Genomic DNA, 20,267 nt, shown 5'->3' on the forward strand with positions numbered 1-20,267 from the left:
ATCGTCCTAGAGCCTGCGGGGAGGCGCCATGTCCACTGTTGCCAACATCGTTATTGCGTTAGTCGCGTTGCTGCACCTGTGGTTTCTGGTGCTGGAAATGTTCTTGTGGGACAAGCCGATCGGCCGACGCACCTTCGGCCTCACCGCGGAATTCGCCACCGCATCGAAGGTACTGGCCGCCAATCAGGGGCTGTATAACGGCTTTCTTGCTGCCGGACTGATCTGGGGACTGAGTCTTGGCAGCAACGGCGCTTGCGTGAAGATCTTCTTTCTCGGCTGCGTGCTGATCGCCGGCATCTATGGCGGGCTGACCGCAAGCCGGAAAATCCTGCTGGTTCAAGCGCTGCCTGCGCTACTGGGCCTGATCTTGCTACTGGCCTAGCCGTACCATGCATATCCATACGCACGGCATGGCATTCGATTACCATGCAGGTCATATTCTTCGGTAGGGCAAGTCGATGTCGTTCGATTCACCGCAGCACCATGCGGATGTTGCTTGCCCACCTGCTTTGAATGTTTCCGAAGACAGACTCCGTTTCAGCGGTGACAACAGGTTTCAACGCGAGCTTAGGCGTCGAGTAGAGGACTACTTCAAGCAGAGTGGCCGCAAGCAGCGCGATAACGCGCCGATGTATCTGAAGACGGCCGTCATTCTTGCCGTTTTCATCGCCTCTTACGTGCTTCTGGTGTTCTTTGCGGCCACGTGGTGGCAAGGCTTGCTGCTCAGCCTCGTGCTTGGCGTGGCCACCGCCGGGATCGGCTTCAATATTCAGCATGATGGCGGCCATCAGGCGTATTCGGATCGCCGTGGCATCAATAAAGCCATGGCGATGACGCTGGATCTGGTCGGCGGCAGCTCGTACATCTGGCACTGGAAGCACGCACGCTTCCACCACACCTATACCAATATCGCCGGCCACGACAGCGACATCGACCTAGGCGTCCTGGCGCGGCTGTCGCCGACGCAGAAGCGGCGCCCATGGCACCGCTGGCAGCATATCTATCTCTGGGTGCTGTATAGCGTCACCGCGATACGCTGGCATTTGTACGGCGATTTTCGCGACATGATTACCGGCACCATCGGCGAACGCCCGTTTACGCGGCCGCGCGGCTGGGATCTGGCGGTGTTTGTGCTTGGCAAGCTGGTGTTCTTCACCCTCGCTTTCGGCCTGCCGCTGCTCTTCCATTCGGTGGGCATGGTGCTGATGTGCTACACGGCTGTCGCGGGTGTAGCCGGACTGCTGCTGGCGCTGGTATTTCAGTTGGCGCACGTCGTGGAACAGGCGGAGTTTCCGCTACCGGGCGAGCAGAGCCAGCAGATCGACACGCCCTGGGCCATCCATCAACTGGAAACCACGGTCGACTTTGCCCGCGACAACCGCGTGCTGAGCTGGCTGGTCGGCGGCTTGAATTTCCAGGTGGCGCATCACCTGTTCGTGCGCATCTCGCATATTCACTATCCGGCGATAGCGCGGGTGATCGAAAGTACCTGCCGCGAATACGGTGTGGCCTACCATGCCCACGGCTCATTCAGCGCCGGCATCGCCTCGCATTATCGGTTTCTGCGACAGATGGGCATGCCGGCCGCGGCAACCTCGCCCATCCTCACCGCCGAGCCGTTACTGCAAAACTGAACGACAAACCGCCCGACCGGCGGTTTCCTCGGCCAAGCGGCCTGGTGCACCGTCCCGATAGCCAGACCAGCCACCCGATGGGCCCCTGGTATCATTGCCGGCTTGTCTCCTGCCAGCACCCCCATGTCTACGCACCTTACCGAAACCCGCCGCCGCCGCACCTTCGCCATCGTCAGCCATCCCGATGCCGGCAAAACCACCTTGACCGAGAAGTTGCTGTTGTTCGGCGGTGCGATCCAAATGGCCGGCTCGGTGAAGGGACGCAAGGCGGCCCGGCATGCCACCTCGGACTGGATGGCGCTGGAAAAAGAGCGCGGCATTTCGGTGACCTCGTCGGTGATGCAGTTTCCTTACGAGGAACGCATCGTCAACCTGCTCGACACCCCAGGCCACGCCGACTTCTCCGAGGACACCTACCGGGTACTTACCGCGGTGGATTCGGCGCTGATGGTGATCGACTGCGCCAAGGGCGTGGAGGAGCGCACGATCAAGCTGATGGAGGTGTGCCGCCTGCGCGACACGCCGATCATGACCTTTATCAACAAGCTCGATCGCGAAGGCCGCTCGCCAATCGAATTACTCGACGAAGTGGAATCGGTATTGGGCATTGCCTGCGCGCCGCTTACCTGGCCGATCGGCATGGGCAAGCGATTGAAGGGCGTGTACCACTTGCTGCTGGACGAAGTGCACGTGTTCGAGCAGGGCAAGAATTTCACCCGCCAGGATTCGACCATCTTCAAAGGCCTGAATGCGCCAGGCCTGGCCGAGAAAATCGGCACCGAGGCGCTGAACGAATTGCGCGAAGAACTGGAGCTTGTACAAGGCGCCTCGCACCCGTTCGATCTCGATCAATACCTGGCCGGCAAGCAGACTCCGGTCTTTTTCGGTTCGGCGGTAAACAACTTCGGCGTACAGTTGCTGCTGGATTTCTTTGTTGAACACGCCCCCTCACCCAAGCCGCGCGCCACGTTAAGTCGCGAGGTGGAGCCGGTTGAAGAAAAGCTCACCGGCTTCGTGTTCAAGATCCAGGCGAACATGGACCCGGCCCATCGCGATCGGATCGCCTTTATGCGCGTGTGCTCGGGTACCTATACCGCCGGCATGAAGATGATTCAGACCCGCACCAATAAAGAGGTGCGCATCGCCAATGCACTGACCTTTATGGCCAGCGATCGCGAGATTGTCGAAAGCGCCTACCCCGGCGACGTGATCGGTTTGCACAACCACGGCACCATCGGCATCGGCGATACGTTTACCGAGGGCGAGCTGATTAGCTTCACCGGCATTCCCAACTTTGCCCCGGAGCTGTTTCGCCGCGCACGCCTGCGCGACCCGATGAAAATGAAGGCGCTGCAGAAGGGCTTGGCGCAATTATCCGAAGAAGGCGCCACGCAGTTCTTCCGCCCACTGATGAGTAATGACCTGATCCTCGGCGCGGTCGGCGTGCTGCAGTTCGATGTGGTCGCGTATCGCCTGAAAGACGAATACAACGTGGATGCCAGCTTCGAGACGGTAGGCGTGGTCACCACGCGCTGGATTCACTGCGATGATCCGAAGAAACTGGAGGAGTTTCGCGAAAAGAACGCGATGAACCTCGGCATCGACGCGGCAGGCGAACTGGTTTATCTGGCGCCGTCGCGCGTCAATCTTCAGCTTGCGCAGGAGCGTTGGCCTGGAGTGCGTTTTGCCGCTACCCGCGAGCACGCCACTTCGGTCGAGGTCTGATAGCCTGAGCTGCGCTCCCCTGCGACCGAAGGGAGCCTCCTTTTCGGGACAAGCAAGGGAGCGCGGACCAATATCAATGGGCTCTATAAAACAGCGCTGCTAGCCTGCATTCACCTTATAAAGCGACCACACCGCCGATGCACGACAAAAACCTTGCTTTCGCGACCCCGGCTGACGCCACTACCCGGCAACGCTGGCTCGTGTTTTCGCCGCTCGCGCGCATCATTACCTTTACCGCGATGATGATTGCCCTCAGCTTTCCGACGCATATGATCGTCGCCGGGCTGGGCTGGACTAAAGCAGGCACACCCGTACAGCACGCGCTAGGCACATTGAGCCTGCAACTGGTGCCTGTGTTGATTGCTTATCTGGTCCTGGTGCGCTTGATCGAGCGCCGCCCTATGTGCGAATTGGCTTTACGTTCGATACCTACCTTCGGTATCGCCGGACTGGTCAGCGGCGCCGTGCTGTTCAGCGTCGTCGTCGCGGTGTTGTGGTTGCTCGGCAGCTATCACGTCACCGGCACGCGTGCGGATGTCGCATGGCTGCCGGCTGTCCTGGTAGCGGGTATCGGCGCCGGCATCGGCGAGGAGGTGGTTACTCGCGGCGTACTTTTTCGCATCACCGAAGAAGGGCTGGGCACATGGTCGGCGCTGGCGATCTCCGCGGTGTTTTTCGGCGCCATGCATATCTTCAATCCAGGCGCCACGGTGTGGAGTTCGGTGGCGATAGCGATCGAGGCCGGCTTGCTGCTCGCGCTGATCTATCACGTGACCCGTTCGCTATGGGCCTGCATCGGCCTGCACGCGGCCTGGAACATCATGCAAGGCACGGTTTACGGCATCCCGGTTTCGGGCGGCGCCGCCGAAGGCTGGCTTATCTCCAACCGCACCGGTCCCGACTGGCTTAGCGGCGGTCTCTTCGGCGCGGAAGCTTCGGTCGTCGCGCTGCTTACCTGCTCCATCGTCACGCTGGCGCTGTTGATCGTCGCGTTTCGTCGCAAGAGCATCGTGGCGCCAGCCTGGGTGCGTCGGCGGGCGACCTTGCAAGAAGCAAACAACACCATCGCTACGCGTTGACGGCCGATTCTGCGGCGGGCTCGGCGACACGCTGGCGCGGCGACACCCACATCGCAATGCGTGCACGAAATACCGTGTTGCCTGCCTTATCGGCGACCTGCACCACGACCGGCCATTCCTGACCGCTATCGGATACAAGCAGCGGCGCTTCGGGTGTGGCAACCGCATGCATGGCGCCCGTGGCCTTGTGCAGGTATTCGACCGTCATGCCCTTGGGAATCCAGCGCATGCCGGCCGGCATGGTCGCCTCGGCCATGACACCGGCACTGAGTTCGGCAAGATTACATAGTGCGATGGCGTGCACTGTACCGATATGGTTGTGTACGCGCCGGCGATCGCGCATGCGAACCTCGCAGCGCCCCGGCTCCAGCGCCACAAAGCGCGGCGCGATGGTGGCGAAATAAGGCGCCCTGAAACACACCGCGCGCGAGAACAGCCAATCCCCGCCCGGCCAGCGTGTGATGCGGCGGTATAACGACAGTAACGGCGCACTCATGGCGTCTCCCGAAGACGGCAGCGCATGCTGCCGTCTTCGCTGGTGGTATTGGATGCTGCTGATTACGCCGCGTCGGCGAGTTTCTTTACGCCCGAACGAGTCACCGCCGCGCGCAATTCGGACGGATCGAAATCGTCGACCGAAATGAACTCGAACACGCCTTCGCGCACGCGCTTGAGCAAATCGAACTCCGCCGCATTGATGACACCGGCCTGCTGCGCCTCGGCAAGCTGCCCGAGGTAATCGTGCGACTGGAACTGACCTGCCTTCTGCGCTTTGGCGAACTTACGCTCGACCGGCTCGGCGGCGATCACGTCCGGCAACAAGGCATTCATGCGACCGATCGTGTTGTTCGCGGTCGGGGTGAGATAGACCCATTCCATCAGACGATCGCGTGCCTCACCCGGCGCAGTGATGATCGCCGCAACGCGACGACCGAGACGATCGGACGGCGGTACTTCGCGGCGCCCCCACGGAAACACCAGTGCGCGCAGCAACCATGACACCGGGCGTAGCGGGAAATTGCGAATCGCGCCGTCCAGTGCCATCTGCGTACGCCACATGCACTCGTGGAATGCCCATGCCAGCAGCGGGCGATCCGCTTCCGGCCGGCCGGTGTCTTCATAGCGCTTAAGCATGGCGCTGGCGATGTAGAGATAGCTCAGCACATCGCCTAGACGCGCGGAAAGCTTCTCTTTGAACTTCAACTTGCCGCCGAGCACGCCCATGAACACGTCCGAGCACAACGCCAGCGCGGCCGAATAACGATTGAGCTTGCGGTAGTAACGACGGGTATAGGCATCGCCCGCACTCTCGCCGATACGCGAAGCAGTGAGGCCCAGGGTGAAGCTGCGGATCGCATTGGAAATACCAAAGCCGATATGGCCAAACAGCGCACGATCGAAAGTTTTAAGCCGCTCGCTGTAGTCGGCGATGGATAGCGCCTGCATCTCCTTCAGCACATAGGGATGGCAGCGGATCGCACCCTGACCGAAGATCATCAGGCTGCGCGTCATGATGTTCGCGCCCTCCACGGTGATCGCGATCGGCACGCCCTGCCAGGCGCGACCGGCGTAATTTTTCGGACCAAGCTGTACGGCCTTGCCGCCATGCACGTCCATCGCGTCGCCGGCGATGATGCGACCCCATTCGGTGGCGTGGTATTTCGCAATCGCCGACGGCACCGCCGGCTTCTCGCCACGGTCCACCGCGGCAGCCGTCGCGCGCGATAACGCAGCGGTGGCGTAAGTGAGGCCGCCGATGCGGGCCAGCGCCTCTTCCACACCTTCAAAGCGCGCGATAGCCAACCCAAACTGTTTGCGCATGCGCGCATAGGCGCCGGTGGAGGCCACCGCCGCGCGCACGCCGCCAGTGGCGTTGGACGGCAGCGAAATCGCGCGCCCCACCGAAAGACACTCCACCAGCATGCGCCAGCCATGGCCGGCCATATGCGCGCCGCCGATCAGCGTGGTCAGCGGTACGAAGATGTCCTTGCCGTGTACCGGGCCATTCTGGAACGGCACATTCAACGGGAAGTGGCGACGACCGATCTGCAAACCGGGGGTCGAGCGCGGCAGTAGTGCCAAGGTAATACCGAGGTCTTCCTTGTCGCCGAGCAATTTGTCCGGGTCGTACATGCGGAAGGCCAGGCCGACCACCGTAGCGATTGGCGCCAGCGTGATGTAACGCTTGTCGAAGGTGAGTCGCATGCCCAGCGTATCGACGCCATCGACGGTCTGTTTGCAAACGATGCCGAAGTCGGTGATCGAGGTGGCATCGGAGCCGGCATATGGACCGGTCAGCGCAAAACAGGGGATTTCTTCACCGACGGCCAGTCGCGGCAGGTAATGGTTCTTCTGCTCATCGCTGCCGTAGTGCAGCAACAGCTCGGCCGGGCCGAGCGAGTTCGGTACCGCCACGGTCGAAGCCACGGTGGCCGACATCGTCGCCAGTTTCTGCAGCACCGCCGAATGCGCCAGCGCGGAGAAGCCAAGACCGCCGTACGACTTCGGAATAATCATGCCGAAGAATTTGTGTTGCTTGATAAAAGCCCAGACGTCGGGCGGCAAGTCGGCCAGCTCGTGGGTGATCTGCCAGTCGTCGATCATGCCGCACAACTGCTCCACCGGGCCGTCCAGGAAGGCTTGCTCCTCGACGCTCAGCTCGGGCTTGGGCTGCTTGAGCAACTCGTGCCAATCGGGCTTGCCGGAGAACAGCTCGCCTTCGAAGCCGACCGTACCGGCCTCCAGCGCGGTCTGCTCGGTTTCGGATAGCTTGGGCGTGACCTTGGCGAACAGCTTGAGCAAAGGCGCGCTGATTTTCTTGCGGCGGAAATCCGCCTGCAGCAAGGGCAGCGCAATCGCCGCCTCGATAATCAACAGAATCACCATCGTCCACGGCGCATGCGCGAGCAAACCCACGATCAGCGTGGTCGCCGCCGTAACGATCGCCCAGGTGCGCAGATTGCTGCGATGGTAGGCACAGGCGCCAGTAGCAATAAGCGCCGCCAGCAGGGTCAGTATCACGGACATCTCAACACCTCATTACGAGTTATACGACGCCGGCGCTTTCATCAGCGCCAGCCAGCTCTAGCCTAATTTCGAAGAACGCCCGAATGCGCCCTCCAGGCTTTGTACAAACTTGACGATTTCCTGGGTGAACGCGTCATTGGCATCGCCGGCCAGCATGTGCGTGGCTTGCGACAACTCGACATGTTGCGCATGCGGCACGAGTTGCAAAAACTCGCCAACGGTATCGCGCGACACCACATCGCTGCGGCCGCCGGACAACAGCAGCAACGGTACCTTGACCTTCGCCGCGGCCGTCATCAAACGCGGCTGATAGCGCTCACTTTCGCGCACTACGCCATCGAGCATGGCCGGATCCCAGTGCCAGCGCAGCCGGCCATCGACGCCTTCACGCAGCAAGGGACGCAACTGATCTTCGCTCTTGCGCTCGCGGCGCTGCGGCAGATAGATGGCGATCTGCTCGGCCGCCTCGGCATAGTCGGCAAAACCTTCGGGATGCGCCTGCATGAAGGCGAGAATGCGCTCAACCCCAGCGGTTTCCCAGCGCGGGGTAATGTCCACCAGTACCAGCGCACGAAACGGCGACGGGTCGATTTCGCCTGCCACGACCAAACCGAGCAAGCCGCCCATCGAGGCACCTACCAACACCGGCGGCTCAGGCTGCGCGCGCGCCAGCGTCAGCAGGTCATCGACAAATTGCTCCATGTGGTACTCGCCGCCCGGTACCCGATCGCTTTCGCCGTGTCCGCGGGCATCGAAGGTGACACAACGACAACCTTCGGTGGCTAGTGCCGCTGCTGCGCCTTTCCACGCACCGCGCGTTTGGCCAAAGCCATGGGCAAACAATAAGGTCGATTTGCCAGTGGCGTGACGGACCTCTACCGAGAGGCCCAGGCCATCGACCGTGGTCGCGCGGGAGATCGTGCTATCGGGAGAGGTTGCGGTAAACATACGGACGAGTATGGATCGCGCCAAAGGTATCGTCAATATGGCATCTCCAGGCGCCGCAACCTCGCTCACAATTCAATAAATTCAACATGTTGAATTGACGGCAGGGACTGCAGCTACCATACGCCAATGAATGTAAGCAGCAAACCGGAACGTACCCGCCTATCCGCGGAAGACTGGGAAGACGCCGCCCTCCGCCTGATCGCCGAACAAGGTGTGGGTGCGGTCGCGGTGGAGGCCCTCGCGCGCCAGCTTGGCGTCACCAAAGGCAGTTTCTACTGGCATTTCCGCACTCGCGAGGCTTTGATACAAGCCGCGCTGGAACGCTGGGAGCAGTACGGCGAGCGCGAAGTCATCAGCCAGATCGAGGCGATTTCGGACCCGCGCGAGCGCCTGCCTGAACTCTTCCGCCGGGTCGCTCACGAGCTACAGCCGCATCGCGTCTACGCTGCCCTGCTCAAGGCGCTGGATCATCCACAAGTGGTCCCCGTGATGGCCCGCGTATCGCAGCGGCGCATGGAGTTTCTCAACACGGCTTATTGTCAGGCTGGCCTGCCCGCGCCCGAGGCGCTCAATCGCGCCCGATTGACCTATGCCGCCTACGTCGGCTTTCTGCAATTGAATTTCACACTTGGCCTACCTCGCATCAGCCACGATGAGTTTGACGCATATGTCGAGCACATGATCGCCACCCTGATTCCAGCCTCTCAGCCCGTCTGAAGGCATTGTTGACAGGGCGAGCTGTTGCATTCCTCCTTGCAATGCCAGTGCTCGTAAACTACCGTTTCTGTTCTTTTTTGACACAAGACCAGAGGGAAACACATGGCGAGCAAGCTGGAGGCGCTTGAGCGCTGGGTTGACGAGGTTGCCAAGCTCACCCGCCCGTCGCATATCCATTGGTGCGACGGCTCGGATGACGAGTACCAAGCGCTGGTGCAGCAGATGCTGCAGACCGGCGACCTGATCGAGCTGAATCAACAGACCCACCCCGGCTGCTATCTGCACCGTTCGAACCACGCCGATGTGGCCCGCGTAGAGCACCTCACCTTCGTCTGCACCCAGACCGAAGAAGACGCCGGCCCGAACAATCATTGGATGGCCCCCAACGAAGCGCACGGCAAGATCGACGCACTTTTCGACGGCTGTATGCAGGGCCGCACGATGTACGTGATCCCCTATTGCATGGGTCCGATCGACTCGCCATTGGCGCGTTGCGGCGTGGAAATCACCGATAGCCCCTATGTCGTAGCCAATATGCGCACGATGACCCGCATGGGCGCCGCCGCACAAACACGTATCGAGCGCGAAGGCGGCTTCGTGAAAGGCCTGCACTCGACCGGCGAGCTGGACCCGGAACGCCGTTTCATCATGCATTTCCCGGAAGAGCTTTCGATCAAGTCCTACGGTTCGGGCTATGGCGGCAACGCCTTATTGGGCAAGAAGTGCCACGCCCTGCGCATCGCTAGCTGGCAGGCCAGATCCGAAGGCTGGCTGGCCGAGCACATGCTGATTGTCGGTATCGAAAATCCACAGGGCGAAACGCACTACGTCGCCGCCGCCTTCCCTTCTGCCTGCGGCAAAACCAATCTGGCCATGCTGATTCCGCCGGAAGGGTATCGCCAGGACGGCTGGAAGGTATGGACGATTGGCGACGACATTTGCTGGATGCGTCCGGGCAGCGACGGCCGTCTTTACGCCATCAACCCGGAGGCCGGTTTCTTCGGCGTAGCTCCAGGCACCAGCGCCGCGACGAATGCCAACGCGTTGGCCAGTGTGTCCCGCGACACCATCTTTACCAATGTCGCGGTAACTGCCGACAACCAACCCTGGTGGGAAGGCCTGCCCGGCACTCCGGTCACTGACTGGCGGGGACGTCCGTACGATCCAGCGAACGGTCCGGCCGCCCACCCTAATTCGCGTTTCACGGTGAGCGCCAAACAATGCCCCACCTGGTCGCCCAAGGCGGAAGACGCCCAAGGCGTGCCGATCAGCGCCATCGTTTTCGGCGGTCGCCGCCCCTCGCTGGTGCCGCTGGTACTCGAAGCCCGCGACTGGACGCACGGCGTGCTGCTAGGCGCCGCGATGGGCTCGGAAACCACCGCTGCCGCCACCGGCGAAGTCGGCGTACTGCGTCGCGATTCGATGGCCATGAAGCCCTTCTGCGGCTACCACTATGGCGACTACTTCGCGCATTGGCAGTCGTTCGATCAAGCCGGCGCCCACTTGCCGAAGATCTTCCACGTCAACTGGTTCCGCAAAGGCCGCGACGGCAAGTTCCTATGGCCGGGTTTTGGCGACAACCTGCGCGTACTGGAATGGATGATCGCGCGCATCAAGGGCGATGCGGCCGGCATGGAAACACCGATCGGCATTGTCCCGGCGCCAAACGAGTTGCGCACCACCGGGTTGAATCTCGATGCCGCGACCCTCGGCGAGCTGCTCGACGTGGACCACGCCGGCTGGCAGACCGAGCTTGCCGCTATCGGCGACTATCTGCACAGCTTCGGCAAGCGCCTGCCTAAATCGTTGCATGTCGAGCAACAGCGCGTAGCCAGCGCGCTTGCACAGGCCGCCACGGCAAGCCGTCAGGTTGCCGCCACGTCCTGAAGTCGATGACATTCGGAGCGGCCACGGTGTATGCCGGCCGCTCCGAATGGCGACATGTAGATACGTACTAAACCTTGTCCAGCATCGGTGCATCCAAGCTGGCAAGATGATCGCCTTCAGTCCCGCCACTGGAAATGCAATGCCACCTGCGCCCGCCGCAGATACCAGCGATATGGACGATGTGCGGGCGGCCGCCGCCGGTGACCGGCAGGCGTTCCAACGGCTCTATCGACTGCATGTGGATCGTATTTATGGCGCGGTCTACCGCTTGTCCGGCTACGACCATGCACGCGCCGAAGATCTGACCCAGGACGCATTTGTACGCGCCTGGCAAAAGCTTGCCGGTTTTCGCCATGAAAGCGCCTTCAGCACATGGCTGTACCGACTCGCGGTCAACGTCGCGCTGATGGACATCCGTGCGCGCGGCGCCGACCCGGTCCGCATGATGGATGAGGATGACCTGCCCGAGCATGCTGAAACACCGTTTTGCGCCGCCGAGCGAAAAGAGCTGGAACAAGCGATCGGCCGTTTGCCGCCTCGTGCCCGCGCCGTACTCGTGCTGCATGACGTCGAAGGCTGGCATCACGACGAGATCGGCAAAGAACTAGGCATGGCGGTGGGATCGTCAAAGGCTGCACTGCATCGTGCGCGCGGCCTGCTGCGAAAGGTATTGGGAGAAAGCTCATGAACGAATTTGAATGGCACCGCCAGATGCGCGCCTTGCGCGAGCCAGTCTCCCCCAAGCGCGACCTGTGGTCGCGGATCGACGCCGAACTGGATGACACCCCGTCTGTACAAAGCACACCTCGCCGTGTGCCACAGCGACATGTCTGGCTACTCGCGGCCAGCTTCGCCGGCCTTGTTCTACTCGTTGGCGGCATAAGCCGGCAGCTTTATCGCGAACAGCCGGCGCAAACGGCGGCGACGCTAGCCGACACAACCCTCGATAGCACCCGCTGGAAACCTACCGACCCCCGCCTGGCCGGTGCAGCGATTCAACTCGACGCCGCAAAAATGGAATTGCAGCAAGCCATGCAACAGTCACCGGACTCGGTTGCCCTGCAACGCTTGCTCGCCCGTACCGAACAACAGCAATTGCAATTACGCCATATGGAACATCAGGCCGGCTAAGCCCTTGGAATCTTCATTATGAAAATCACCCGTCGTCACACTCTTTTGCTTAGCCCCATCCTGCTCAGCCTGTCCATCGGCTCGGCGCTGGCCGACGCACCGATCAATCTCAGTCATGACGCCGCACCCAACGTGCGCGTGAGCATCACCAATATCAAAGGCACCGTGAGCGTTACCGCCTGGGATCGCAATCAGGTGCAGGTCAGCGGCCATCTTGGCGATGGCGCAAGGCCACTGACCATCGATGGCAGCAACAGCAATCTGGTCATCAAGGTTCAGCCACAGGGCAGTAAATCGGGCTGGTTTAATTGGAACAACGACACCGCCATGGCATCGAGCACGCTGGACCTTCGCGTACCCAAAGGAGCCTCGCTCGATGTCGAAGTGGTCAGCGCGCCACTGGGTATCGACGGTATCGACGGTGGCGATATCAAGGTGAGCTCAGTCAGCGGCAAGGTTCGTATCAACGCACGCACACCATCGCTGACCGTAAACAGCGTCAGCGGCAACCTGGAACTGGCTGGCCGCGCCGAACGCGTTTCACTGCAAACCGTCAGTGGCGACATTCTGGCGCCCACCGTGGGCAGCGATGCCGAATTGCAGACGGTATCGGGACGTATTCGAGTGAATGGCGGGCCGTGGAAGCGGGTCAATCTCAGCACGGTATCGGGTGATGTCGTACTCACCGGCGCCCTGGCTCCCAGCGGCAACGTCAGTATCGACAGCATGAGCGGCGATGTGCAATTGCAGTTGCCTGACAGTCTCTCGGCCGCGATTCACGCCAACAGCTTCAGTGGCGATCTGCGCAGCGACTTCGGCACCCCGAAAAAGCTCGAACACGGCCCAGGCACCGAACTGGAGACCAGCGCCGGCGGCGGCAACGGCAAGATCAGCGTCGAGACCTTCAGCGGCGATCTACGTATACGCAAAGGGGAATGAGAGGCCGGCTTTTTGTAAGCGGCATCGCCTTATAGGTGAGCTGTAATAGCCGTCTAAGCGCGCATGGAGCGCGCCGCCCCATCAAAGGTCTTGGTGGTACTGCACGTAAGGCGTACGGGATTGATCCGGCTCCGGGCCTGCCGGGGTGTTCACTCCGGTGCCGGACGACCACACGTTCTGCGCACCGATGCTTAGCTCGCCCTGCCATGGCAGGCGCCATGTCACACCCAGATCGATACTTCTCCAACGCTTGTCCGGGCTATAGCTGGCGCCGGGATTACCCGCATCGGGCTGCATGCTGCGACCCACAATGGTGCCCCGCAAAGGGCCGCGATCCACACCAAAGCTCAAGGCCTTTTGATCGAGCGTACTGAGACCGAGCACATTGCCCGACAGCAGCCGTATACGACCGACACTGGCGCCAACATCGATGCCGCTCTTGCTGTCCAATGCCAACCGGCCACGAGCATTGAGCTGGGTACTGCTATCGAAGCTGGACAAACCATTGACGCTCGGCGCCATGCCCGGCAACAGACGCGGCAAAGTGGCGCTATTGGGCGTGCCATTGGCGCCGACGCTAAGCCCGATGCTATAGCCGCTGCCACTGTAGGTAGCACCCACTTCGCTGCCGATCACACGCGGTACCCGGTTATTGATCCAGCTATGCTCGCTGAACCCGGCATGGGCCCGGAGCCCTTGGCTCAAGCCGTATTCCAGGTCGGTGGACCTGGTTTTGGCGGCATCCGCCGCGCGGAAAACCATCGGCGCATCGCTGCGCTGGATCGCCGCCAAGGTGTCGTTCTCGGCCTTGAGCGTCAGCATGCTGCCATCGGCCCCACGCCATAACGGCAAGGCACCCGCGTCAACCTGAACAACTTGATCTACCTGCTGTTTCAGCGACCGCTTGGCAGCCCCGTGCATATCATTGGTCGACGACTGCCCTGCCGCAATGAGCGGCATAAACAGGATCGGCAATGAAAGCAGCAATCGGCGCATGGCGTCAGTTATGGATTCCGGCTGGTAATAGCTCTAGTCTCGCTCCCCTCAGAGTCGAGACTGTGCAAAATATTAGCACATTTTACTTTTTACTAACAACGGGTATGCACAAGGTTCACCAGCCACCCTGGAACTAGTACAAGGGCATGTTTATATCTCGATCACAACATCGGCTTTACGTGCGTAAGGTCAACGACAAGGCCGGTTTGACTCTATATAAGGTCACTTCATCGACTACGCATGGACTGGTCAGCTTCCGATGAGTTCCGTGCCCAGCGGCATCGCTCTGATACCTACTGCCGTGGATAACGACCCAGCGGCGCTTCATGCTGCCGTAGAACGGCTGTTTCGGGCCACCGACGCCACCACGGTGCTCGAAATCTGTGAGGCCTTGCTGACAGGCTTCGGCATCCATGGAAAGCTCCAGTGGCACTGGTCCAGCGATGAAGTGACCGATATCGGCAGCCCGAACCGACTCGATCTGGCCGAAGATCCGCTCGGGCCGCGGATGCTGGTGCTGGAGCTATCGAACGATCCGCTGCCCCCCATGCTGCAGGAGCGACTGATCTGGCTGGGCCGGTTGGCCAACACCCGATTGCGCCAGCTAGCGGAAACATCGCGGCTGTACGAGGCGATCTCGCGCCTGGCCCTGGCTGAACGACTGCAGCGCGCGCTGTATGCCATCGCCGAGCAGGCCGGTGGCGAGCACAACATGACCGAGATGATGCCTTCGCTGCATACGATCTTGGGCAGCCTCATGTACGCCGAGAATTTCTATATCGCGCTGTACGACGTGGCCGGTGACTGCGTACGTTTTCCGTATTACGTCGACACGATGGATAAGGATCCGCCATCGCCCGAGCAGAGCTTTCCCTTGCAGCAGATGCGAAACAGCCTGACCTGGCATCTGGTGCGCGGCGGCCAGGCGATCATGGGCTCGGTGGACGAGTTGAAACAGCAGCTAGGCAACCGCCTCGCGCCGGTCGGCCCCAGTTGCGAGCACTGGTTGGGGGTGCCGTTGTTGCGCGAAGGCCGTGTAGTCGGCGGCCTGGCGATTCAAAGCTATCGCGCGGACACCCACTACACCCAGCATGACCGCGAGCTGCTCAGTTACGTTGCGCAGCACGTTCAAACCGCGCTGGAGCGACGCGAAGCACATGCGGAACTCGAACGCCGCGTCGCCAACCGCACCGCCGCGCTGCGCGAAGCCAATCGGGTATTGCGCCAACAGGTGCTGCAACGCCAACGCGGCGAACGACTGCAGGCGGCACTGTTTCGTATTGCCGAGCTGGCCAATGCGACGGAAAGCCTGGACAACTTCTACGCCGCCGTGCACCGGGTGATCGGTGGCCTGCTGTATGCGCGCAACTTCTTCATCGCCTTGCTCGACGACGAGCGCAAGCAACTGACCTTTCCCTACTCGGTGGATGAGCAGGAGGCCGCACGGCCTCCACGCACGCACGGCCGGGGCGCCAGCGAGTACGTACTGCGGCATGCCAAGCCACTACTGGCCGATCCACATGAAATCGAGCGGCTGTGCAAAATCGGCGAAATCGGCCAATTCGGCGCCCGCTCGGTCTGCTGGCTGGGCGTACCTCTGATCTGGAACGAGCGCGCTATGGGCGTGCTGGCCGTGCAAAGCTATTCCCCCGAACACACCTACGACCAGCGCGATCAGGAGCTGCTGACCTTCGTCGGCTACCACGTCGCCAACGCGCTGCAACGCAAGCACACCGCCGAGTCGTTGAAGCAGGCCTATGCCAACCTCGAACGCCGGGTCACTGAGCGCACTCGGGCGCTGGCTTTAGCCAATCGCGATTTGCGTGAACAGATTGCCGAACGCGAACGTGTCGAGCGCCGGCTGAAATACGAAACACTGCATGACTCGCTCACCGGCCTGCCCAACCGCACGCTGTTATTGCAACGGCTTGAGCAGGCCTTGCAGCGCTTTCACAGCAGCGCGCATGAGTTGTTCGCCGTACTGTTCATCGACCTGGATCGCTTCAAGGTCATCAACGATTCGGTGGGTCATCTGGTTGGCGACGATCTGTTATTCCAGGTCGGTGGCCGCATTCGCGCCTGCCTGAAAACCCGTGACGTGGTTGCCCGGCTCGGCGGCGATGAATTCGCCGTGCTTGCCGAGGGCGTTACCGATGCGCGGATGGCCATGCTGATCGCCGAACGCATCATCCACGAACTGCAAGCCCCGTTCCGGCTCGGCGCCAAAGAAATTTTCACGTCGGCCTCGATCGGCATCGCCTTGCCCGGCCTGCACTATCAGCGCCCCGAAGAGCTGCTGCGCGATGCCGACGCGGCCATGTATCGCGCCAAAGACGAAGGTCGCCATCGCGCCGCGGTATTTGATGATCGCCTGCGTCGAGAAGCGCTGTCGCTGCTGGAAATGGAGGGCGACTTACGCCGCGCGCTCGGCCGCAACGAGTTCGTGCCGTTTTATCAACCGATCGTAGCGCTGGAGGACGGCCGCACCGTCGGTTACGAAGCCCTGCTGCGCTGGCGCCACCCTGAGCGAGGCCTGCTCACCCCGAGCGAATTCCTGGTGGTCGCCGAGGAGAACGGCTGCGCTGAAAATATTGACTGGCAGATCTTTGAGCAGGTGTGCGCACAAGCCGCGGCCTTGGCCGGCACGGACGGCTTCGTCAGCATCAACGTCTCAGGCCGCCACTTCCGCTCGCCTGACTTGGACAAGCGCCTGCTCGATCTACTGCGCGCGCATAACTTGCCGCCGCAACGCTTGCGTATCGAAGTAACCGAGCGCGCATTGCTGGAGAATCCCAACCAGGTCAAACGAATACTCAGCCATCTACGCGAAAACGGAGTCGGCATCGCACTGGACGACTTCGGTACCGGCTACTCCTCGCTCAGCTACCTGCATCAATACCCGATCGGTACGCTGAAAATCGACCGCTCGTTCATTACCGAGCTTCAGCGCGAAAGCGGCCAGGGCATGGCCGTCGTGCGGGCTATCCAGGTACTGGCTGACTCGCTGGAGATGCAAGTGATCGCCGAAGGCATCGAAGAGGAAACGCAACGGCAGGCTCTACTGCAAGTGGGCTGCCGCTACGGTCAAGGTTTTCTGTTTGCCGTGCCAAAGGCTGCTGACGCCTGGCTGCAGGGTCAGCAACACACCATGCCTTGACGGCCCGGCAGCGTTATTTACTGTGCCGTCGTCGGTGTATCTGCCTTGTGGCTACTGCTCAGCAGGTGCTCGGCATCGATACGGTCAAAGGTATAACGCTGCGCACAAAACTCGCAGATCACTTCGATTTCACCGTCACGGGCCAGCAAAGTAGCCTCTACTTCGTCGCGCCCCAGCGATCGCAACATCGACTCCACCCGTTCGCGCGAGCAACTGCAGCCGAAAGCCAGCGATCGCGGCTCGAACAGGCGTATCGATTCCTCGTGATAGAGCCGGTACAGCAACTGCTCGGGCGCGGTAGCCAGTAGCTCTTCCGTGCCTAGCGTGGCCGTGAGGTACTGGATACGCGTCCAGGCATCCTCGTCCTCCACGGCATCATGACCACCCTCGCTTGGCAGCTTCTGCAAGATTAAACCGACGGCGTGCTCGCCATCGGCGGCAAGCAGAATTTTGGCCGGCAACTGCTCCGATTGGCTGAAATAATTTTCCAGCGCACTGGCGATATCCGCATGCTGCAGATCGACCAGGCCCTGATAACGTTGACCGCGCTCGATCTGACCGATCGTAATCGCCATGACCGCCTGTGGCAGAGCGCTCAATGAGAGGGACTCCGGCAGCGGATCGTTCCAACGGGCCAAGCCACGCAACCGACCTTGATCGGTGCATTCGGTAAACAGCAGGCGCAAGGCGCCCGTGCTTTTCAGCTCCACCGACAACGCGCCATCAAGTTTGATGTTGCCGGTAAGCAAGGCACTGGCAGCCAGACTTTGACCCAGCATCGCGCGCAGCGCTGCTGGGTAGTCCGCGCGGCCGGCAATTTCACGCCATGCCGCCCCCAGCCGAACCAGAACACCGCGCACACCGGCGCGCTCCAGCAAGAATCGATGCAGCACGTCTTCGACAAACACGGTTTCCACGTTTAGACCTCATCTGAACCAGGCGCACAAAATGGGGCCGCCTTAGCCCCCATGCAACCTTAGAGCCTGCTCAGATCTCTAAGCAGCCCACGCGCCGGGAATTGTATGCACCTGGGCCAGGAAAGATCGAGGGAGCGCATGTCGGCGTACGGCCGGGCACGGCGAGCCAACCAATCTGGCAGTTGGCTCCGCTGTCGGCACCGCATGACCGTTTGGCCGCGCCATGACCCGATCAGGCCCATGCGAACGGACCTATATACTCCCGTGATCTCCAGCCACGTTCAGTTATGTCCCAACGACGCTCACTGCTTACTCGTCTACTGCGATCATTCGCCATCCTGGCCTTGTCCTGGCTAGCGTTAAGTTGGCTGCTCGTGCTGGTGCTGCGCTTTGTCCCGCCATGGACTTCGGCGGTGATCGTAGAGCGTCAGGTGAGTGCCTGGCTGCGAAACGAGCCGAATTTCCGGCTACGCCATCGCTGGGTGCCGTGGGCGCAGGTTTCGCCTTATGTGCCGTTGGCGATGGTGGCCGGCGAAGATCAGAAATTTCCGTTCCACCATGGTTTCGACGTCGATGCGATCCAGGATGCGCTCGACGCCGCCGATGATGGCAAGCGCCTGCGCGGCGCCAGCACGATCAGCCAGCAAACAGCGAAAAACCTATTTTTATGGAACGGCCGCAGCTTTGTACGCAAGGGTCTGGAAGCGTATTTCACCGTGCTGCTCGAACTGACTTGGCCCAAGCAACGCATTCTTGAGGTGTACATGAACATCGCCGAGCTGGGCGATGGCGTTTATGGCGTGGGCGCCGCCAGCGATGCTTATCTGGACACACCCCCTGCCCGCCTTAGTCCGAGCCAGGCAGCCCGGCTCGCCGCCGTCTTGCCGAGCCCACGGCGCTTTCGCGCCGATCGGCCCAGCGCTTATGTGCTCAGTCGCGCCAACTGGATTCAGCAGCAGATGCAGCAACTAGGCGGCCCCGGCTATCTGCAGATCCATCAGGCGCCACGTCTGCAGCGGTAGCGTTAAACACGACCATCGCTTCGTCATGTACGCGTAGGTCTGATGCACTAGGATCTTGCGACCCTTTTCCAGATAGCGCTCATGCCACAACTCACGGTCGTCGTCCCCGCTTACAACGAAGCTGCCGTGCTGGAGACCTTCCATCAGCGATTGGCCGCCGTGCTGGACGGCATATCGATAGAGTGCCACGTGCTCTACGTCGACGATGGCAGCAGTGATGCCACTTGGGCGATTATCGAGTCATTGGTTGCCGGCGATTCCCGCACAGGCGCGCTCAAACTTTCACGTAATTTCGGCAAGGAGGCCGCACTGACTGCCGGCCTGGACCAGATCGTCGCCGGAGCCGCCGTCGTAATCGACGCCGATCTACAAGACCCGCCCGAGCTGATCCCCAAACTGATTGAGCAATGGCAAGCAGGCTACGACGTGGTCTACGCCACGCGAACCGTCCGCGAAGGCGAAACCGGCTTCAAACGTTTCACCGCGGCGATGTTCTACCGCAGCATGGAGCGACTGTCGGACACCGCGATACCGCGCGATACCGGCGACTTCCGCCTGCTCTCGCGGCGCGCACTCGATGCACTTGGCCAGCTACGAGAACGCCAACGTTTTATGAAAGGCCTGTTTACCTGGATCGGCTACCGGCAAACCGCCGTGCACTATCAACGTGACCCGCGCAAGGCCGGGGTTACAAAATGGAATTATTGGCGGCTGACTCAGTTGGCCATCGAAGGAATCACCTCCTTCTCCAGCGCACCACTGCGACTGGCCACCTGGATAGGCCTGCTCTCAGCCGGGCTGGCCTTTCTGTACGGCATGTGGGTTCTGGCCAAGTCATTGCTCTACGGCGACGCCGTGCGTGGCTACCCCACCCTGATGCTGGTGATTTTGTTTCTTGGCGGCGTGCAGCTACTGGCACTGGGCGTCATTGGCGAGTATCTCGGCCGCAACTACACCGAAAGCAAGCAGCGGCCGCTGTACTTCGTGGATAAGCAGCATTCGCCGCAGCGCCAAAACTAAACCGCCGCATCGGCATCGGGACAGACTTCACATCCTTGCTACACCGGGCAGACTCAGCGGCGCTAAAC

General features: G+C 61.2%; 17 protein-coding genes. 12 read left to right on the forward strand and 5 right to left on the reverse strand.

The window, feature by feature from the left end; genetic code table 11:
• Window positions 1-28 precede the first annotated feature (28 nt).
• From DVJ77_RS16845 to DVJ77_RS16860, 4 genes are all read left to right on the forward strand, one after another.
• Complete coding sequence (locus DVJ77_RS16845) at window positions 29-382, forward strand: DUF1304 domain-containing protein (RefSeq protein ID WP_114846672.1); 354 nt, start codon at window positions 29-31, stop codon at window positions 380-382.
• A gap of 76 nt (window positions 383-458) precedes the next feature.
• Complete coding sequence (locus tag DVJ77_RS16850) at window positions 459-1,634, forward strand: fatty acid desaturase family protein (protein WP_191983716.1); 1,176 nt, start codon at window positions 459-461, stop codon at window positions 1,632-1,634.
• 123 nt (window positions 1,635-1,757) lie between these two features.
• Complete coding sequence (locus DVJ77_RS16855) at window positions 1,758-3,359, forward strand: peptide chain release factor 3 (RefSeq protein WP_114846673.1); 1,602 nt, start codon at window positions 1,758-1,760, stop codon at window positions 3,357-3,359.
• 137 nt (window positions 3,360-3,496) lie between these two features.
• Window positions 3,497-4,438: a CPBP family intramembrane glutamic endopeptidase gene (locus tag DVJ77_RS16860; protein WP_114846674.1), complete on the forward strand. Its 942-nt coding sequence runs from the start codon at window positions 3,497-3,499 to the stop codon at window positions 4,436-4,438.
• Here DVJ77_RS16860 and DVJ77_RS16865 read toward each other — a convergent pair.
• The 3 genes from DVJ77_RS16865 to DVJ77_RS16875 form a co-directional block, all read right to left on the reverse strand.
• Complete coding sequence (locus tag DVJ77_RS16865; RefSeq protein ID WP_114846675.1) at window positions 4,428-4,934, reverse strand: hotdog fold domain-containing protein; 507 nt, start codon at window positions 4,932-4,934, stop codon at window positions 4,428-4,430. The genes DVJ77_RS16860 and DVJ77_RS16865 overlap by 11 nt on opposite strands.
• 62 nt (window positions 4,935-4,996) lie before the next feature.
• Window positions 4,997-7,465, reverse strand: a complete 2,469-nt coding sequence (locus DVJ77_RS16870) for an acyl-CoA dehydrogenase (RefSeq protein WP_114846676.1) — start codon at window positions 7,463-7,465, stop codon at window positions 4,997-4,999.
• Window positions 7,466-7,522: 57 nt separating this feature from the next.
• Window positions 7,523-8,413, reverse strand: a complete 891-nt coding sequence (locus DVJ77_RS16875; RefSeq protein WP_114846677.1) for an alpha/beta fold hydrolase — start codon at window positions 8,411-8,413, stop codon at window positions 7,523-7,525.
• Between the two features lie 126 nt (window positions 8,414-8,539).
• On the opposite strand from DVJ77_RS16875, the gene DVJ77_RS16880 reads away from it, so the two are divergent.
• The 5 genes from DVJ77_RS16880 (at window position 8,540) to DVJ77_RS16900 (ending at window position 13,087) form a co-directional block, all read left to right on the forward strand.
• Window positions 8,540-9,130: a TetR/AcrR family transcriptional regulator gene (locus DVJ77_RS16880; RefSeq protein WP_114846678.1), complete on the forward strand. Its 591-nt coding sequence runs from the start codon at window positions 8,540-8,542 to the stop codon at window positions 9,128-9,130.
• Between the two features lie 102 nt (window positions 9,131-9,232).
• Window positions 9,233-11,017: a phosphoenolpyruvate carboxykinase (GTP) gene (locus DVJ77_RS16885; protein ID WP_114846679.1), complete on the forward strand. Its 1,785-nt coding sequence runs from the start codon at window positions 9,233-9,235 to the stop codon at window positions 11,015-11,017.
• A 139-nt stretch (window positions 11,018-11,156) separates the two neighbouring features.
• The gene (locus tag DVJ77_RS16890) at window positions 11,157-11,705 is read left to right on the forward strand and encodes an RNA polymerase sigma factor (protein WP_114846680.1); all 549 of its coding nucleotides are present in this window, start codon (window positions 11,157-11,159) and stop codon (window positions 11,703-11,705) included.
• Entirely contained in the window at window positions 11,702-12,148 is a 447-nt protein-coding gene (locus tag DVJ77_RS16895) for a hypothetical protein (protein ID WP_114846681.1), read from the forward strand. The genes DVJ77_RS16890 and DVJ77_RS16895 overlap by 4 nt, the downstream gene beginning before the upstream one ends.
• Window positions 12,149-12,166: 18 nt before the next feature.
• Window positions 12,167-13,087 (forward strand): DUF4097 family beta strand repeat-containing protein, encoded by a 921-nt coding sequence (locus DVJ77_RS16900; RefSeq protein WP_114846682.1) that lies wholly within the window; start codon window positions 12,167-12,169, stop codon window positions 13,085-13,087.
• 81 nt (window positions 13,088-13,168) lie between these two features.
• Here DVJ77_RS16900 and DVJ77_RS16905 read toward each other — a convergent pair whose 3' ends face one another.
• Window positions 13,169-14,083, reverse strand: a complete 915-nt coding sequence (locus DVJ77_RS16905; RefSeq protein WP_114846683.1) for a hypothetical protein — start codon at window positions 14,081-14,083, stop codon at window positions 13,169-13,171.
• Between the two features lie 259 nt (window positions 14,084-14,342).
• Between DVJ77_RS16905 and DVJ77_RS16910 the strand changes: the two genes are divergently transcribed.
• Window positions 14,343-17,240: a bifunctional diguanylate cyclase/phosphodiesterase gene (locus DVJ77_RS16910; RefSeq protein ID WP_114846684.1), complete on the forward strand. Its 2,898-nt coding sequence runs from the start codon at window positions 14,343-14,345 to the stop codon at window positions 17,238-17,240.
• A 17-nt stretch (window positions 17,241-17,257) separates the two neighbouring features.
• On the opposite strand, the gene hslO is transcribed toward DVJ77_RS16910, so the two are convergent.
• The gene (hslO, locus tag DVJ77_RS16915; RefSeq protein ID WP_114846685.1) at window positions 17,258-18,157 is read right to left on the reverse strand and encodes an Hsp33 family molecular chaperone HslO; all 900 of its coding nucleotides are present in this window, start codon (window positions 18,155-18,157) and stop codon (window positions 17,258-17,260) included.
• A 287-nt stretch (window positions 18,158-18,444) separates the two neighbouring features.
• On the opposite strand from hslO, the gene mtgA reads away from it, so the two are divergent.
• Both mtgA and DVJ77_RS16925 read left to right on the forward strand, forming a co-directional pair.
• A complete protein-coding gene (mtgA, locus tag DVJ77_RS16920; RefSeq protein WP_114846686.1) occupies window positions 18,445-19,179 on the forward strand; it encodes a monofunctional biosynthetic peptidoglycan transglycosylase in 735 nt (244 codons plus the stop codon).
• 81 nt (window positions 19,180-19,260) lie between these two features.
• Window positions 19,261-20,199, forward strand: a complete 939-nt coding sequence (locus tag DVJ77_RS16925) for a glycosyltransferase family 2 protein (RefSeq protein WP_114846687.1) — start codon at window positions 19,261-19,263, stop codon at window positions 20,197-20,199.
• Window positions 20,200-20,267 lie beyond the last annotated feature (68 nt).

It is taken from the genome of Dyella tabacisoli (assembly GCF_003350925.1).
Classification (GTDB): domain Bacteria; phylum Pseudomonadota; class Gammaproteobacteria; order Xanthomonadales; family Rhodanobacteraceae; genus Dyella_C; species Dyella_C tabacisoli.

Coding starts and splice junctions, on each gene's coding strand:
- DVJ77_RS16845 (WP_114846672.1), top strand. CDS start 29: ATGTCCACTGTTGCCAACATCGTTATTGCGTTAGTCGCGTTGCTGCAC.
- DVJ77_RS16850 (WP_191983716.1), top strand. CDS start 459: ATGTCGTTCGATTCACCGCAGCACCATGCGGATGTTGCTTGCCCACCT.
- DVJ77_RS16855 (WP_114846673.1), top strand. CDS start 1,758: ATGTCTACGCACCTTACCGAAACCCGCCGCCGCCGCACCTTCGCCATC.
- DVJ77_RS16860 (WP_114846674.1), top strand. CDS start 3,497: ATGCACGACAAAAACCTTGCTTTCGCGACCCCGGCTGACGCCACTACC.
- DVJ77_RS16865 (WP_114846675.1), bottom strand. CDS start 4,934: ATGAGTGCGCCGTTACTGTCGTTATACCGCCGCATCACACGCTGGCCG.
- DVJ77_RS16870 (WP_114846676.1), bottom strand. CDS start 7,465: ATGTCCGTGATACTGACCCTGCTGGCGGCGCTTATTGCTACTGGCGCC.
- DVJ77_RS16875 (WP_114846677.1), bottom strand. CDS start 8,413: ATGTTTACCGCAACCTCTCCCGATAGCACGATCTCCCGCGCGACCACG.
- DVJ77_RS16880 (WP_114846678.1), top strand. CDS start 8,540: ATGAATGTAAGCAGCAAACCGGAACGTACCCGCCTATCCGCGGAAGAC.
- DVJ77_RS16885 (WP_114846679.1), top strand. CDS start 9,233: ATGGCGAGCAAGCTGGAGGCGCTTGAGCGCTGGGTTGACGAGGTTGCC.
- DVJ77_RS16890 (WP_114846680.1), top strand. CDS start 11,157: ATGCCACCTGCGCCCGCCGCAGATACCAGCGATATGGACGATGTGCGG.
- DVJ77_RS16895 (WP_114846681.1), top strand. CDS start 11,702: ATGAACGAATTTGAATGGCACCGCCAGATGCGCGCCTTGCGCGAGCCA.
- DVJ77_RS16900 (WP_114846682.1), top strand. CDS start 12,167: ATGAAAATCACCCGTCGTCACACTCTTTTGCTTAGCCCCATCCTGCTC.
- DVJ77_RS16905 (WP_114846683.1), bottom strand. CDS start 14,083: ATGCGCCGATTGCTGCTTTCATTGCCGATCCTGTTTATGCCGCTCATT.
- DVJ77_RS16910 (WP_114846684.1), top strand. CDS start 14,343: ATGAGTTCCGTGCCCAGCGGCATCGCTCTGATACCTACTGCCGTGGAT.
- mtgA (WP_114846686.1), top strand. CDS start 18,445: ATGTCCCAACGACGCTCACTGCTTACTCGTCTACTGCGATCATTCGCC.
- DVJ77_RS16925 (WP_114846687.1), top strand. CDS start 19,261: ATGCCACAACTCACGGTCGTCGTCCCCGCTTACAACGAAGCTGCCGTG.